The sequence below is a fragment of the Halopseudomonas pertucinogena genome (genome assembly GCF_014646575.1).
GTDB lineage: Bacteria > Pseudomonadota > Gammaproteobacteria > Pseudomonadales > Pseudomonadaceae > Halopseudomonas > Halopseudomonas pertucinogena.
The window spans coordinates 25,928-39,726 of sequence record NZ_BMNN01000009.1; the positions used below are offsets into that span (position 1 = coordinate 25,928).

Below are 13,799 nucleotides of genomic sequence, written 5' to 3' on the forward strand. Positions count from 1 at the left end.
CAATTGTTGGCCAATCACCGTTGCGACGGGATGTCACGGTTGTATTATTCGAGAACGGAGATGATAATGGTTCTCTTTTGTGGCGAGGCGTCCGCCTCGTTGTTGCTGGAGATACCGGATGAGAGCGGTTTGGATAATCCTGATGGCAGGGCTGATGCCCCTTGCGGCGCTTGCCCAGAGCGCGGGCGAGCAGGCGCTGACCGAGGGCGAAGCACTGATGACCGATGCACAGCGTTCACAGCAGCGCATCGATGAACTGGATGATGCAACCAGGGAGGCGCTGAACCGCTATCGCCATGCGCTGCAGCAGAAGGAGCAGCTTGCCGACTACAACAGGCAACTGGCCGAGATGGTCGAGTCACAACGCCGCGAGCTGGACGACCTGCAGGCACAGCTGGCGACCATCGAGGAAACCCAGGCCGAGATCATGCCCATGCTGCAGCGCATGGTCACTTCGCTGGAGCAGTTCATCGAGCTGGACGTGCCCTTCCTTGAAGAGGAGCGCGCCGACCGTCTGGCCCAGCTCAAGGCATTGATGGTACGCCCAGAGGTCAGCGTCGCCGAAAAGTATCGCCGGGTGCTCGAGGCGTACCAGATTGAAAGCGATTATGGCCGCACCCTCGAAGCCTGGCGCGGCAGTCTGGCAATCGATGGCAGCGAGCGGGTGGTCGAGTTTCTGCGTCTGGGCCGTCTGATGCTGTTCTACCAGACACTCGATGGTCATGTTCAGGGCTATTGGGATACTGCAACCCGGCAGTGGCAGCCGCTGCCGGCCAGTTACAGCCGTACCCTCCAGCAGGGCCTGGATATGGCACGCCAACAGCAGACGCCAGCGCTGCTGCGTCTGCCGCTGCCGCCGGTCAGTGAACAGGGAGCCGCCCAATGAATCGTTTTCTCTTCGTCCTCATTCTGGCCTTGGCCAGTCCGCTGGCGCTGGCCCAGCCGGCCAGTCTGGAGCAGCTGCTGCAGGATATCCGCGAACTGCGTAGCAACGAGCAGGCTGCCATGCGCGAGCGTGAAGCGCAGTTCCTGCGTGAGCGTGATAATCAGCAGCAGCTGATGCAGCGGGCCGAAGCCGAGCTCGCACCGATTCAGGCTGAAGCGGATCGCCTCAAAGCCGAATTCGATCAGCTGGAACAGGCTCTGGCTGACACCGAAGCGGAAATGAAACAGCGCAGTGGCTATCTTGGCGAGCTGTTCGGCGTAGTCCGCCAGACCGCCTCGGATACCCGCAGTCAGTGGCAGGATTCGCTGCTGAATGTGCAATTCCCCGAGCGGCTCGCACGGCTGGATCAACTGGCCTCGGCCAGTCAGATCCCCACCGTGGAGACACTCGAGCAGTTCTGGTTCATGCTGCAGGAAGACATGACCGCCAGCGGCCGGATCAGCCGGGTAACCGCGCCGGTGATCAACCGGGATGGCCAGCAGCAGGATCTGCCGGTGGTGCTGGTCGGACCTTTCGTGGCCCTGGCTGATGGCCAGTATCTGAGCTACCGCCCGGAAGTGGGGGCGCTGCAGGTGGTCGGCCGCCAGCCCAGCCGCAGTCTGGTGGATGACTTCCTCGCTCCGCGTACCGAGCTGGCGGACCTGCTGGTGGATCCGACCCGCGGCACCGTGCTGGCACAGATGCAGCAGACGCCTTCACTCATGGACCGGATCCGGCAGGGTGGCCTGGTCGGCTATGTGATCATGGCCCTCGGAGCACTTGGCGTGCTGCTGGCACTGGTCAAGCTGGTCTGGCTGTTCAGAGTGTCGGGGCGGATCGACCGTCAGGCCGATCAGCTGGGCACCCCGCGTGACGATAACCCCCTCGGTCGCATTCTCGGAGTGATCGGTGATCAGCCGAAGCTGGAAGACCTGGAAACCCTCGAACTGAGGCTGGACGAGGCGATACTGAGGGAGACGCCAGCGCTGGAGCGCGGGAACGCGCTGATCAAGCTGCTGGCGGCGGTGGCACCACTGCTGGGATTGCTCGGTACCGTCACCGGCATGATCGTGACCTTCCAGGCCATCACCCTGTTCGGCACCAGTGATCCCAAGCTGATGGCTGGGGGTATTTCCCAGGCGCTGGTGACGACTGTCCTGGGTCTGGTGGTGGCCATACCGTTGCTGTTCCTGCATGCAACGCTGGCGGCACGCAGCAAGGCCCTGGTGCAGATGCTGGAACAACAGAGTGCCGGGCTGATCGCCCTGCATCTGGAGCCGGGGGCGCGACGCGGTGAGTGAGCCGCTCTGGTTGCTCCGGGACTTCCTGGACAGCGGAGGGTGGGTCCTGTGGGTCATCCTCGGGGTCACCATTGTGCTGTGGACCCTGCTGGTGGAGCGTCTCTGGTATCTGTGGCGGATCTTTCCCCTGCGCTGCGCCAGCCTTGAGCGGCATTGGCAGCGGAGAAGTGACCGCAGCAGCGTGGCAGCGCGCTATGTGCGCCAGGCCTGGCTGTCAATAGCACGGCAGCGGCTGGAGCGCTTCATGCCGCTGATCCGGGTACTCATTGCACTGTGTCCGCTGCTCGGGCTGCTGGGCACTGTGAGCGGCATGGTCCAGGTGTTCGATGTGCTGTCCATCGGCGGCACCGGCAACCCCAGAGCGATGGCCGCCGGGGTGTCCCGGGCCACCGTGCCGACCATGGCGGGAATGGTGATCGCCATCAGCGGATTGTTTTGTCTGGCCCGGCTCGACGCCAAATCCAGACTGGCCATGCAGCGGTTGACCGACCGCCTGCGCCACGAATAGGAAAGCTACCCATGCGCATGCGCAGACACTCAGCTAGCAGCGATGACGAAGCCGGTATCGACCTGACGCCAATGCTTGACGTCGTGTTCATCATGCTGATCTTCTTCATCGTCACCAGCACCTTCATCAAGACCACGGGCATCGAGATCAACACGCCCACGGCCGACAGCGCCGAGCAGCAGCCCCGCGCCAACATCCTGATTGCCGTGGACCCCAACGGGGAAATCTGGATTGACCGGCAACAGGTGGACATCCGCGGCGTTCGTGCTGCGGTTGAACGGCTGCGTGTGGATCAGCCGGACAGCAGCGTCGTGGTTCAGGCCGACCAGGATGCGCGCAGTGGCGTGGTAATCCGAGTGATGGATCAGGTGCGGCTGGCCGGAGTGACCGACGTGGCGCTGGCGGCAACAGCGGGAGCCAACTGATGCGGCTGCTGGTCAGCTTTGCCGGTGGCCTGCTGGTGGCGCTGGCGCTGTTTGCACTGATGATGTTGCTGGTCATGCCGCCCCAGGATAATCGGGAGGAGAGCGGCGAGCTGGCGCGGATCAGCTTCGTGCGCAGCGTGGCCGATACGTCCAGCGACAGCCGTGAGCGTCAGCCCCGACAGGCGCCGGAACGGCCGCAGCCGCCCGAGCTGCCCACGCCGCAGACGGCGCCGCCGCAGCCCCAGGTCAGCACACAGGTCCAGCTCAACATCGAGGTGCCCAGCCTGCCGACGCCCGGGCTGAGCATTGCCGTGACACCGTCCATGGCCGGGCTGACTGCGGCGGAAGCGCCGGCGATAGCGCAGCCGGCGGAGTCGACGGCGCCGGCCGCAGCGCCACCGCCGGCCGGACCGGCTACCTCGGAGGAAGTTACGCCACTGGTGGATATTCCACCCAATTATCCCCCGCGGGCGCTGGCCGCAGGGATCGAAGGCGAGGTGACCCTGGCCTTCACCATCACTGCCGAGGGCCGGGTCGAGAACCTGCGGGTAACCGATGCGAAACCCCGCGGCGTATTCGAACGGGAAGCGCGGCGGGCGGCCGGACGCTGGCGTTTTGCACCACGCCGGGAAAACGGCCAGCCAGTGGCGCGCGAAGCGACCAAAACACTGTATTTCCGTCTGGAGGGAAGGTGATCATGGGGGCTTTCAGATCCATCGTGCTGGTCTGGGCACTGCTGTTCATGCCGACGACCCTGCTTGCCCAGCAGGCGGTCGCTCCGGCGGTCTTCAGTGCCCTGAACAATGCCCAGAAAGCACAGCAGAGCGGTGATCTCACCAGCGCCCGCAACACGCTCACCGCCGCGCTGGACAAGGCAGCCGAGGGCAGCATCGAACTGGCGCTGATCCAGCAGCGGCTGGGCTATGTTGCCATCGCCGCCGAGCAGTACCCGCAGGCGATCGACTGGTTGAACAAGGCGCTGGCCCAGGACAGGCTGGACGCAGACGTGGCCCGGCAGGATCGGCTCAATCTGGCTCAGCTGCTGGCGGTGCAGGAGCGCTACTCCGAGGCCGCCAGGTTGCTGGAAACCGAAAGGCGCAATGCGCCGCTGGAGCTCGAACAGACCCAGCTGCTGGTGCAGTGCTACAGCCGCATGGGTGAGTACGGCAAGGCCATCCCGCTGGCGGAGCAGGTGGTCAAGGCCGATGCCGGGGCGGACGATGTGTGGTATCAGTTGCTCGTGGGCATGAGCTACGAACAGGGCCAGTATGCCCGCGCGGCACAGTGGCAGAAGGTACTGCTCAAGCGGCACCCGGCCAGGCCGGAGCACTGGCGTCAGCTGGCAGGTCTGCAGAGTCAGGCCGGCGACCAGCGCGCGGCCGCCGCCACCCTGCGGCTGGCCCATGAAGGCGGTATGGGGCTGACCCGGGCGGATCTGGACAACCTGGTAGCGCTGCAGGTGAACGCTGGCGCCCCCTGGCAGGCAGCGCGTCTGCTCGAAGCGCTGCTGGCCCAGCAGCTGCTGCCGACCGACACGGCACGTCAGGAACGGCTGGCCCAGCTGTGGACGCTGGCCCGCGACCGCGACCGCGCGCGCGCCGCCTGGGCCGCGCTGGCAAATGGCAGCAACAAGCCCGATCACTGGCTGCGGCTGGCCAATATCCAGCTGGAAGAGGGCGACTGGTCCGAATTGCTTACCACCCTGCAACGCGCCCAGAACGGCGCCAGCAACCAGCAACGCCAGCTCATCCGCCAGTGGGAAGGCTATGCCCGCTCGGCAATCGAGAACAACAGCTAGCGATCTATGGGGGCTGGGTTCCACCCGGCCTTGCGGGGTTCGGTCACCTGCGCAGGTCGAGGTGGAACTCGACCCTCCCGGTGGGTCGCCAGGGGGCCTGCTCAGTAGACGTACGGTTCTACCGAGGCGGCTTCGATGCGATAGCCGGCGTTGGCCAGTTCGCTTTCCGTGTGTTCGACCTGCACCACTCCGGTTATCCAGAATGGCTGATACAGGTCCGCGAGCTTGATACCCGAGGTGCTGCGCACATGCACGATCTGGTTGGATGGAGGTGGCGGCACATGAATGCAGGCGCCGAAATAGGGCACCAGCAGAAACTCCTGGACTTCCATGGTATCGGTGATGCCCAGCGGCACTATGTAGCCGGGCAGCCTGACATGGCGCCCCTCCATCTCGGCAACCACCGGCGCTGCGGGCTCCGTCTGCAGCGCGGGGTCGCCGAACTCCTCTTCGCTCAGCTCGCCCAGCGCGCTGATCCCGTGCACCGGCAACGGCATTGCCTGCTGCCCGCGCAGTTCGAGTGGTATCAGCTCTTCCCAGGCGATCTCCACCGCGGCACCGGCCAGTGTGCTGACCCACAGCAGGCTGGCGGCAAGCAGACGCAGCATCGGACGCATGGCATGTTCCTGTCAGGTTCGTATCGACAGTCCGTCGATCAGTGATTGGCGATAGGCGCGCCAGGCCGGCACGCCGCCCATGATGAGGGCGGCCAGCAGGATAGCGCCAAGCAGCGTCCATTCCCACAGTCCCGGCGGGGTAATCGGGATGAATAATCCATACTGTGACAGGATCAACGGTTGCGCCAGCCACAGGGCAAGGTACATCAGCCCCAGCCCGAGCAGCACTCCCGTCAGCGCCAGCCCGAAGGCTTCCAGCAGCAGCAGGGTGAAGATGTGCCGGGGGCGGGCGCCGACCGAGCGCAGGATCGCCATTTCCCGGCGCCGCTCGTTGAGGCTGGCGAGAATCGCCGTGAGCATGCCGACCAGACCGGTCAGCACGACAAAAAGCGAGACGATGAACAGCGCCTTCTCGGCCACGCCCAGCAGGCTCCACAGCTCCTGCAGGGCGACCCCCGGCAGTATCGCCATCAGCGGCTCATCGGGAAAGCGGTTGATATCCCGCTGTACGGCGAAGGTGGCGACCCGGCTGTCCAGACCCAGCAGCACGGCGGTGATGCTGCTCGGCGTCAGGTCCAGCTGCCGCGCCTGTTCGGCACTCACCTGTGCCGCCCCTCTGGCCGGCATGCCCTGACGCCAGTCGACATGCAGGGCCTCCAGCCCTTCCAGGCTGACGTGGATGGTCCGGTCCACCGGCGTGCCGGTGGGCGCGAGAATGCCACTGACCCGGAAGGGCTTGTCCGCATGTTCGACAAAACTCACGGCGCCCGTCCCGTGGGCCAGTATCAGCTCACTGCCGAGCCGATAATTCAGTTCCCGGGCGATATCCGCACCGATCACCGTGTCGTAGAGATCATCAAAGGCCTCGCCCTCGTCGAACATCAATTGCCGGTCCCGGCCATGCCGGTAATGGGTGAAATAGTCACCGGTGGTGCCCATCACCTTGAAGCCGCGGTGCGAGTCGCCCAATGAAATGGGGATGGCCCAGCTGACCCGCGGGTGCGCAGCGATCTTCTCGAAGCTCGACCAGTGCATGTTGCTGCTGGCATTGCCGATGCGGAAGACCGAATACAGCAGCAGCTGTACCGAGCCGGTGCGCGGGCCGACGATCAGGTCGGTACCCGAGATGGTGCCGGCAAAGCTGGCGCGGGCTTCGGTGCGGACCTTCTCCACGCCCAGCAGCAGGGTGACGCTGAGGGCGATGGCCAGCACCGTGAGAATTGCAGTGAAGCGCCGGTTGAACAGGCTGCGCAGAGCCAGACGCAGAAGGTACATCAGCTTTGCTCCTCCCGGACAGCGGCACGGTTCAGCTCGCGCAGCGACAGGCTGCGGTCGAACAGCGATTCCAGCGCGGCATCATGGCTGACGAACAGCAGGCTGCTGCCAGCCGCCTCGCATTCGGCGAACAGCAGTTCCAGGAAGGCTTCGCGGATATCTGCATCCAGCGCCGAGGTAGGTTCATCGGCAATCACCAGTTCCGGGCTGCCGATAAGAGCCCGGGCAGCGGCCACCCGCTGCTGCTGGCCGATGGACAGTTCCGTCACCGGCTGACGCAGCAGGTCCGACCGGTCCAGCCCCAGATGGGCCAGCAGGTGGCGCGCGGCGGCCTGGAGGTCGCCGTGGCGCTCGCAGGCCCGTTGCATGCGCAGGGCAGAGAAGTGGCAGGGAAGGGTGACGTTTTCCTGAACCGAGAGATAGGGCAACAGGTTGAACATCTGGAAGATGTAACCACTGTGGTCAGCGCGGAAGCGGTCCCGTCTTGACCCCGACATCGCAGCCAGGTCCTGGCCGAGTAACCGAACCTGACCACTGGCCGGCAGCTCGACCCCGCCGACCAGGCCCAGCAGGGTCGTCTTGCCGGTCCCGGAGGGACCCTTGAGAAACACCCGCTCCCGGGGCTGCAGGGTGAAATGATCGATATCCAGCAGTACCGGTCTTCGCGGCCAGGCAAAGGTGACCTGATCGAGTTCTATCACTGGGGTGGGCATGGGATTCCTTCTGGGTAACGTGCTCGTGTGATCACAGGCGTATGCGGTTGCGTCCTGCACTCAGCTCGCCGCCCTGCTGACCGCTGGGGGTAACCGCCTGCAACAGCAGCTTTTCACTGCCTGGAAAATGTTCGAACAGGGTTACCTGCAAGTACTGCAGCTTCTCAGTTCGGTTGCAGCTGAACAGATAATGGGCGCTTATGTCGGCATGTCCGGCATCATCGGCCGATGGCGCCGCGTCGGCAAACAGGTCGCTGTGCAGCTCCACGGATGTCAGTGTGCATTGCGCAGCCCCGGGCAGTTCGAACAGCCGCTGCGGGTCTTGCAGGGCGGCCCGCACCTGTTCAAGCCGGGCGCGCTGTTCGGCTGTGCGGGGAGCATGCTCGAAACCGACCAGGTCCGCCGCCGGCAGCTCCAGCAGCAGTGTCAGCTGGCGATCTTCCAGCAGCAGGTCGAGATGCCCGATGCCGTGTTGATGGGCGGCCGGGTTCCGGGCAGGAGAGTCATGGCTGTGTGGCTGGTGAGCCTGGACAGCACCGAAGGACGCGGCGATCCAGGCCAGGGCGAGGCAGAGGGTGGTACGCATTTGGCAGCTCCGGTTCGAGATGGACTGTTATCTTATAACAGTCGTCTGTGGGGAGCGAACCGGTATACGCCTGCCGGTCAGGAAGGGCGAACGCCCCGGGCCCGCTGGCCCTCGGTGATCAGCAGGAACACCGCTTCACAGTGGGGGCAATCGGTGAGCGTATCCCAGACCTCCCCCGGCGGGGCGGCGGCGGTTTCGATGGACTGTTCGCAGCAGGGGCAGGGCAGGGTTGTCAGCGGATGACCCTCGGCTTTCAGTTGCTCCAGATGGCGGAGGTAAGTCTGCATGCCCGGCGTAGCGCTCATTTTTATCCCCTCTCCCTGCCGCAAAAGCGGAGCATTCTATCTCCTTCCGCCGCCAGCGGGGCATCAGTACAAGAGCTGATACAACCTGCGGCGATACCGGATGCTCAGCGGATGGTCATTGCCCAGGGCATCGAATGCCCGCAGCAGCGTTCGCTGGGCGATGTTGTCGCCATGGCCTCGGTCCTGCTGCATCAGGACCAGGAGGCCCTCCAGGCCCGCTTCGTGGGCCGAGCCGGCCAGCTGCCGGATCGCCAGTTGGTATCGCGCCTCGCTGTCGTCCGGGTTCGCGCTCAGCCGCTGCTCCAGCTCAACGATGGCGGGCAGGTCCGCCGCCTCGCGGGCAAAGCCGAGCCCGGCCTGGAGGGCGGCCAGCGGCTGCTTGTGGGCTTCCCTGTCCTGAATGGAGTCCAGCACCGCCTGGGCGTCGTCGAACTGGGCTGTGTCCACCAGCGCCCGGGCCAGCAGCAACAGCAGCGGGTCGCTGGTGCCTTCGCTCATCGCCTGCTGCAGCAGGCTGATGGCCTGTTCCGGCTGGCCGGCTTCCAGCAGATGGCCGACGGTGGTTTCTATATCCTCGCCATCCTCCTGCTGGATCGGCTCCGGTGCGCTGGCGTGTTGCTCGAGCATGGCGCGGATGGCGCTCTCCGGCTGGGCACCGGCAAAGCCGTCCACCGGCTGGCCATCCTTGAACAGCACCACGGTGGGCAGGCTGCGGATGCCGAAGCGTTCGGTGAGGAATACTTCCGCATCGCAGTCGACCTTGGCCAGCAGCAGCTCGCCGCCGTAGCTCTCGGTGATCTGCTCCAGCAGTGGCATCAGTACCTTGCACGGCGCGCACCAGGACGCCCAGAAATCCACCAGTACCGGTTTGTGACGGGAGTTCTCCACAACCAGCTGATCGAAGGTATCGCTGGTGACGTTGAAGATGTAGGGGGACTGGTCCATGGAAAATCCTGCAAGTAAAGGAGTGATGAAGGGTATGTGAGGGCGCCGGGGCCGGATATCAAGCGCCCCGGTACAGCGTTACCTGCCGGAACTCCAGCGGCTCGCCAAGCTCCGGCAGGGTCTGGCCGTGCAAGGTAGTGACCCGACGGTAGCGGCGATGTTGGAGGTGGCGAACGCGGGAGTCGGCCACCAGCACCTCGGGGGCGCGCTGACAGAACGTCTCGAGAAAGCCGTGGTTCTCGCTGTCGTAGAGCACATCTGCCGCGAAGATAAGGTCCAGCTCGCCCTGTACGGCATGAAAATCCGCTGCCAGTTCCAGGGGCAGGCCGTTGAGCTCGGCATTCGCTGCACTGGCCAGCTGGGCACCCGGGTCGAGGTCGCAGGCAATGCTGCGCTGGGCACCAGCGGCACTGCAGGCCAGGGCAACCACCCCCGAGCCGCTGCCGAAATCCAGCACCCTTCTGCCGCGCACCCGTTCGGGGTTGTCCAGAATCCAGCGGGCCAGTGCCAGCCCGCTGCCCCAGCAGAAGCCCCAGTAGGGCGGGCTCTCCAGCAGCCGTCTGGTCTCGTCCCCGGCAAAGGCGCGGTTCAGGTTGGTCGGGTCGAGCAGCCACAGGCGCAGCTCCGGCAGGCCGGGCAGGCTGGTCGGCGTCACCCCGGCATCGGGCAATACCTGGTGCAACAGGGCTTCTAGCTCGGCGGGTGGGATGGGTGAAGGCATGCTGCGCTGCTGAGTGGAAGTTGGTGCATTGTAGCGCCATCGGTGACCGGGGCCAAACCTGCCAGCCTTCCGCTGCCCCGGGCCAGACGGTATGCTAGACGCGCCTCCGACTCCGGGAACCATTTGTCATGTATTGTCCATTTTGCAGCGCCAACGATACCAAGGTCATCGACTCCAGGCTGGTCGCCGACGGCGGTCAGGTGCGACGACGGCGGGAATGCCTGGCCTGTCAGGAACGTTTCACCACCTTCGAGACAGCCGAGCTGGTCCTGCCGCGGATCATCAAGCAGGATGGCCGTCGCCAGCCCTTTGACGAGGACAAGCTGCGAGCCGGTCTGCTGCGCGCGCTGGAAAAGCGCCCGGTCAGCGTCGAGCAGATCGAAGCCGCGCTGGGCCGCATCAAGCACAAGCTCAGGGCCACCGGTGAGCGGGAGGTCAAGGCCATGGTGGTCGGCGAGATGGTCATGGCCGAGCTCAAGGGGCTGGATGAGATCGCCTATATACGGTTTGCCTCGGTGTACCGGCGGTTCCAGGACCTGAATCAGTTCCGTGAAGAGATTGACCGGCTGTCCAAGGGTGAGGCGGATGGCTGAACGGCCCCGGGACCGCGAACTGATGGCCCGCGCCATTCAGCTGGCGGCGCGCGGACTCTATACCACCGGCTGCAACCCGCGGGTCGGTTGCCTGCTGGCCCACGGTGACCGTATTGTCGGTGAGGGTTGGCACGTGCGCCCCGGCGAAGGCCATGCCGAGGTCAACGCCCTGCGTCAGGCCGGTGGGCAGGCACAGGGGGCCACTGCCTACGTCACCCTGGAGCCCTGCAGCCACTTCGGCAGAACGCCGCCCTGCGCCGATGCGCTTGTGGCAGCGGGGGTGGGCCGGGTCGTGGCGGCCATGGGCGATCCCAATCCACAGGTGGCCGGTGGCGGATTGCAGCGCCTGCGTGCGGCCGGGATTGAGGTGGTCTGCGGTGTGCTGGAAGCCGAGGCCAGGGCACTCAACCCGGGGTTCATCAAACGCATGCAGCAGGGCCTGCCATGGGTGCGCCTGAAGCTGGCCATGAGCATGGACGGTCGCACGGCGATGGCCAGCGGTGAGAGCCAGTGGATCACCGGGCCAGCAGCCAGGGCTGATGTGCAGCGACTGCGCGCCAGGAGCGATGCGGTGATCAGCGGTGCCGACAGCGTGTTGCTGGATGACTCCGCACTGACGGTGAGGGCGGCGGAACTGGGGTTGCCCGAGGTCGAAGCCCGGGCGGCAGCGGCGACCCAACCGCTGCGGGTGCTGGTCGATGGGCGTTTGCGCGTGCCGCCGGACCGGAAACTGTTTCGTGAGCCGGGTCCCGTGCTGGTGGTCTACAGCGATCGCGGCCAGCGCGGTCCGGATTATCAGGCCGGAGATGCCGAGCTGCTGGCCCTGCCCGGTGACGCGGGACATGTGGATCTGCAGGCACTGCTGGGCGAGCTCGCCGGGCGCGGTTGCAACGAGGTACTGGTGGAATCCGGTGCTGCTCTGGGTGGGGCCTTCTGGCAAGCCGGGCTGGTTGATGAACTGGTCATCTATATGGCGCCGCGGCTGCTGGGCAGCCGCGCCCGACCACTGCTGCAGCTGCCGTTCGACAGCATGGCCGAGGCCGAGGACCTGCAGATTACCGATATGCGCGCCGTGGGCAATGACTGGCGCATTACCGCGCGGCGAGTCTGCTGAACGGCGTTGGCCGGCCTATCCGGCGGATGGCGGTCGGGTTGTGCTGTCGATGTGCGCCGTACCGGCTTATAATCAGCGGTTTTTATCACCGGTTGGCCCGCCCACGGCAACCACGCATCGCAATGAGGCAAGCATGTTTACCGGGATTATCGAAGCAATAGGCCAGATCGCCAGCCTGCAGCCGCGGGGTGGCGACGTCCGGGTCCAGGTCAGAACCGGCAAGCTGGATCTGGGAGATGTCAGACTGGGCGACAGCATCGCCGTCAACGGCGTCTGCCTTACCGTGGTCGAGCTCCCCGGCGACGGTTTCTGGGCCGACGTCAGCCAGGAAACCATGCGCCGCAGCGCTTTCGTCAACCTCAAGGTCGGCAGTCGGGTCAACCTGGAGAAGGCGCTGACGGCGAGCACCCGCCTGGGCGGCCATCTGGTCAGCGGTCATGTGGATGGCGTGGGTACGGTGCTGTCCCGCACCGAGGAAGCCCGTTCGGTGCGCTTCCGCGTCGAGGCGCCGGCGGCGCTGGCCCGTTATATCGCCCAGAAGGGCTCGATCACCGTGGACGGTACCAGCCTGACGGTCAATGGCGTGGACGGTGCGGTATTCGACCTGAACATCGTGCCGCATACCCTGCAGGAAACCATCATGGGCGATTACCAGCCCGGCACCGCAGTCAACCTCGAAGTGGACGTGATCGCCCGTTACCTGGAACGCCTGCTGCTCGGCGATCGGGCTGCCGAGTCCGGCACCGGCGGTGGCATCGACATGGCGTTTCTGGCCGAGAACGGCTTTCTGAAGTCCTGAGCAAATGTGCCCGGGAGGGCCAGATGAAACTGAATACTGTTGAAGAACTGATCGAAGATATCCGCGCCGGCAAGATGGTCATCCTCATGGATGACGAGGATCGCGAGAACGAGGGCGACCTGATCATGGCCGCCGAAGCCTGCCGCGCCGAGGATATCAACTTCATGGCCCGCTATGGCCGTGGCCTGATCTGCATGCCGATGAGCCTGGAGCGCTGCGAGCGGTTGAAGCTGCCGCTGATGGTGCAGCGCAATGCGTCCGGCTTCGGTACCAAGTTCACCGTCTCTATCGAAGCGGCTGAAGGCGTCTCCACCGGCATCTCTGCTGCCGACCGTGCCCGCACCGTTCAGGCCGCTGCGGCAGCGGACGCCGTCGCCGAGGATATCGTCAGCCCCGGCCACATCTTCCCGCTGATGGCTCAGCCCGGTGGGGTGCTGGCGCGTGCCGGCCACACCGAAGCGGCCTGCGACCTGGCGCGCATGGCCGGCTTCGGCGAGTCTGGCGTGATCTGCGAGATCATGAACGAGGACGGCAGCATGGCCCGTCGCCCGGAGCTGGAGGAATTTGCCCAGCAGCACGGGCTGAAGATCGGCACCATCGCCGACCTCATCCACTACCGACTGCTCAACGAGCGCACCGTCAAGCGGGTGTCCGAGCAGCCGCTGGATACCGAGCTGGGCACCTTCAATCTGGTGACCTACAAGGACAGTCTGGAAAACGCCGTGCACCTGGCGCTCACCCTGGGCGAGATCGAGCCGGAGCAGCCAACCCTGGTCCGCGTACACAACATGGACCCGCTGCGCGACCTGTTCATGGTCAGGCAGCCGGGGCGCTGGAGCCTGCGCGCCGCCATGGCCAGACTGGCCCAGGAGGGCAACGGCGTGGTGCTGCTGCTGGGCAATCAGATCGAAGGCGACGAGCTGCTGCATCTGGTGCAGCAGGCCGCGGGTGATGAGCCGGCAGTGCGTCGCCCGACCACCTACAATACGGTAGGGGCGGGCTCACAGATCCTGCGCGATCTGGGTGTGCGCAAGATGCGCCTGCTTTCCATGCCGATGAGGTTCAATGCCATATCCGGCTTTGACCTGGAAGTAGTAGAATACCTGCCCTGCGAATAAACGCATTGGATTGACGGCGGTGCCGCCGAGCACCGCTGGTTCTTTAAGAGAGATTG

17 protein-coding genes are annotated in these 13,799 nt (G+C 65.2%); 10 read left to right on the forward strand and 7 right to left on the reverse strand.

Features of this window, described 5'->3' with window-relative positions; genetic code table 11:
- Positions 1-118 precede the first annotated feature (118 nt).
- Genes IEW63_RS14045 through IEW63_RS14070 form a run of 6 tightly spaced genes read left to right on the forward strand, consistent with a single transcriptional unit; the run spans position 119 to position 4,957 of the window.
- Positions 119-886: a DUF3450 domain-containing protein gene (locus IEW63_RS14045; RefSeq protein WP_188637261.1), complete on the forward strand. Its 768-nt coding sequence runs from the start codon at positions 119-121 to the stop codon at positions 884-886.
- On the forward strand, positions 883-2,226 hold the full coding sequence (locus IEW63_RS14050) for a MotA/TolQ/ExbB proton channel family protein (protein ID WP_188637262.1): 1,344 nt from the start codon (positions 883-885) through the stop codon (positions 2,224-2,226). The genes IEW63_RS14045 and IEW63_RS14050 overlap by 4 nt, the downstream gene beginning before the upstream one ends.
- On the forward strand, positions 2,219-2,734 hold the full coding sequence (locus IEW63_RS14055; protein WP_188637263.1) for a MotA/TolQ/ExbB proton channel family protein: 516 nt from the start codon (positions 2,219-2,221) through the stop codon (positions 2,732-2,734). Before IEW63_RS14050 ends, IEW63_RS14055 begins: the two co-directional genes overlap by 8 nt.
- 11 nt (positions 2,735-2,745) lie before the next feature.
- Complete coding sequence (locus IEW63_RS14060) at positions 2,746-3,159, forward strand: ExbD/TolR family protein (protein ID WP_188637264.1); 414 nt, start codon at positions 2,746-2,748, stop codon at positions 3,157-3,159.
- Positions 3,159-3,854: an energy transducer TonB gene (locus IEW63_RS14065; protein WP_188637265.1), complete on the forward strand. Its 696-nt coding sequence runs from the start codon at positions 3,159-3,161 to the stop codon at positions 3,852-3,854. Before IEW63_RS14060 ends, IEW63_RS14065 begins: the two co-directional genes overlap by 1 nt.
- 2 nt (positions 3,855-3,856) lie before the next feature.
- On the forward strand, positions 3,857-4,957 hold the full coding sequence (locus tag IEW63_RS14070) for a tetratricopeptide repeat protein (RefSeq protein ID WP_188637266.1): 1,101 nt from the start codon (positions 3,857-3,859) through the stop codon (positions 4,955-4,957).
- Between the two features lie 101 nt (positions 4,958-5,058).
- Here the strand turns inward: IEW63_RS14070 and IEW63_RS14075 are convergent, their stop codons facing one another.
- The 7 genes from IEW63_RS14075 to IEW63_RS14105 form a co-directional block, all read right to left on the reverse strand.
- On the reverse strand, positions 5,059-5,574 hold the full coding sequence (locus tag IEW63_RS14075) for a DUF3299 domain-containing protein (RefSeq protein ID WP_373288237.1): 516 nt from the start codon (positions 5,572-5,574) through the stop codon (positions 5,059-5,061).
- 12 nt (positions 5,575-5,586) lie between these two features.
- Positions 5,587-6,849 (reverse strand): FtsX-like permease family protein, encoded by a 1,263-nt coding sequence (locus IEW63_RS14080; protein ID WP_188637267.1) that lies wholly within the window; start codon positions 6,847-6,849, stop codon positions 5,587-5,589.
- Entirely contained in the window at positions 6,849-7,562 is a 714-nt protein-coding gene (locus IEW63_RS14085) for an ABC transporter ATP-binding protein (protein ID WP_188637268.1), read from the reverse strand. Before IEW63_RS14085 ends, IEW63_RS14080 begins: the two co-directional genes overlap by 1 nt.
- A 31-nt stretch (positions 7,563-7,593) precedes the next feature.
- Positions 7,594-8,148, reverse strand: coding sequence for a DUF2796 domain-containing protein (locus IEW63_RS14090; RefSeq protein WP_188637269.1), 555 nt, complete (start codon positions 8,146-8,148; stop codon positions 7,594-7,596).
- A 77-nt stretch (positions 8,149-8,225) separates the two neighbouring features.
- The gene (locus IEW63_RS14095) at positions 8,226-8,453 is read right to left on the reverse strand and encodes a hypothetical protein (RefSeq protein WP_229710537.1); all 228 of its coding nucleotides are present in this window, start codon (positions 8,451-8,453) and stop codon (positions 8,226-8,228) included.
- 63 nt (positions 8,454-8,516) lie between these two features.
- Positions 8,517-9,398: a thioredoxin gene (gene trxA / locus IEW63_RS14100; protein ID WP_188637270.1), complete on the reverse strand. Its 882-nt coding sequence runs from the start codon at positions 9,396-9,398 to the stop codon at positions 8,517-8,519.
- A 58-nt stretch (positions 9,399-9,456) separates the two neighbouring features.
- A complete protein-coding gene (locus tag IEW63_RS14105) occupies positions 9,457-10,119 on the reverse strand; it encodes a class I SAM-dependent methyltransferase (RefSeq protein ID WP_188637271.1) in 663 nt (220 codons plus the stop codon).
- A 128-nt stretch (positions 10,120-10,247) separates the two neighbouring features.
- Between IEW63_RS14105 and nrdR the strand changes: the two genes are divergently transcribed.
- The 4 genes from nrdR (at position 10,248) to ribBA (ending at position 13,743) form a co-directional block, all read left to right on the forward strand.
- Positions 10,248-10,712: a transcriptional regulator NrdR gene (gene nrdR, locus IEW63_RS14110; RefSeq protein WP_188637272.1), complete on the forward strand. Its 465-nt coding sequence runs from the start codon at positions 10,248-10,250 to the stop codon at positions 10,710-10,712.
- Positions 10,705-11,826, forward strand: a complete 1,122-nt coding sequence (gene ribD / locus IEW63_RS14115) for a bifunctional diaminohydroxyphosphoribosylaminopyrimidine deaminase/5-amino-6-(5-phosphoribosylamino)uracil reductase RibD (protein ID WP_188637273.1) — start codon at positions 10,705-10,707, stop codon at positions 11,824-11,826. Before nrdR ends, ribD begins: the two co-directional genes overlap by 8 nt.
- 133 nt (positions 11,827-11,959) lie before the next feature.
- On the forward strand, positions 11,960-12,625 hold the full coding sequence (locus IEW63_RS14120; RefSeq protein ID WP_188637274.1) for a riboflavin synthase: 666 nt from the start codon (positions 11,960-11,962) through the stop codon (positions 12,623-12,625).
- Positions 12,626-12,648: 23 nt separating this feature from the next.
- Positions 12,649-13,743: a bifunctional 3,4-dihydroxy-2-butanone-4-phosphate synthase/GTP cyclohydrolase II gene (gene ribBA / locus IEW63_RS14125; RefSeq protein ID WP_188637275.1), complete on the forward strand. Its 1,095-nt coding sequence runs from the start codon at positions 12,649-12,651 to the stop codon at positions 13,741-13,743.
- Positions 13,744-13,799 lie beyond the last annotated feature (56 nt).

Excerpts from the sequence above, each read along its gene's own strand:
- IEW63_RS14060 (WP_188637264.1), top strand. The coding sequence starts at position 2,746 with ATGCGCATGCGCAGACACTCAGCTAGCAGCGATGACGAAGCCGGTATC.
- IEW63_RS14070 (WP_188637266.1), top strand. The coding sequence starts at position 3,857 with ATGGGGGCTTTCAGATCCATCGTGCTGGTCTGGGCACTGCTGTTCATG.
- ribD (WP_188637273.1), top strand. The coding sequence starts at position 10,705 with ATGGCTGAACGGCCCCGGGACCGCGAACTGATGGCCCGCGCCATTCAG.
- IEW63_RS14095 (WP_229710537.1), bottom strand. The coding sequence starts at position 8,453 with ATGAGCGCTACGCCGGGCATGCAGACTTACCTCCGCCATCTGGAGCAA.
- ribBA (WP_188637275.1), top strand. The coding sequence starts at position 12,649 with ATGAAACTGAATACTGTTGAAGAACTGATCGAAGATATCCGCGCCGGC.
- IEW63_RS14075 (WP_373288237.1), bottom strand. The coding sequence starts at position 5,574 with ATGCGTCCGATGCTGCGTCTGCTTGCCGCCAGCCTGCTGTGGGTCAGC.
- IEW63_RS14120 (WP_188637274.1), top strand. The coding sequence starts at position 11,960 with ATGTTTACCGGGATTATCGAAGCAATAGGCCAGATCGCCAGCCTGCAG.
- IEW63_RS14085 (WP_188637268.1), bottom strand. The coding sequence starts at position 7,562 with ATGCCCACCCCAGTGATAGAACTCGATCAGGTCACCTTTGCCTGGCCG.
- IEW63_RS14105 (WP_188637271.1), bottom strand. The coding sequence starts at position 10,119 with ATGCCTTCACCCATCCCACCCGCCGAGCTAGAAGCCCTGTTGCACCAG.
- IEW63_RS14065 (WP_188637265.1), top strand. The coding sequence starts at position 3,159 with ATGCGGCTGCTGGTCAGCTTTGCCGGTGGCCTGCTGGTGGCGCTGGCG.
- IEW63_RS14045 (WP_188637261.1), top strand. The coding sequence starts at position 119 with ATGAGAGCGGTTTGGATAATCCTGATGGCAGGGCTGATGCCCCTTGCG.
- IEW63_RS14090 (WP_188637269.1), bottom strand. The coding sequence starts at position 8,148 with ATGCGTACCACCCTCTGCCTCGCCCTGGCCTGGATCGCCGCGTCCTTC.
- IEW63_RS14050 (WP_188637262.1), top strand. The coding sequence starts at position 883 with ATGAATCGTTTTCTCTTCGTCCTCATTCTGGCCTTGGCCAGTCCGCTG.
- nrdR (WP_188637272.1), top strand. The coding sequence starts at position 10,248 with ATGTATTGTCCATTTTGCAGCGCCAACGATACCAAGGTCATCGACTCC.
- IEW63_RS14080 (WP_188637267.1), bottom strand. The coding sequence starts at position 6,849 with ATGTACCTTCTGCGTCTGGCTCTGCGCAGCCTGTTCAACCGGCGCTTC.
- trxA (WP_188637270.1), bottom strand. The coding sequence starts at position 9,398 with ATGGACCAGTCCCCCTACATCTTCAACGTCACCAGCGATACCTTCGAT.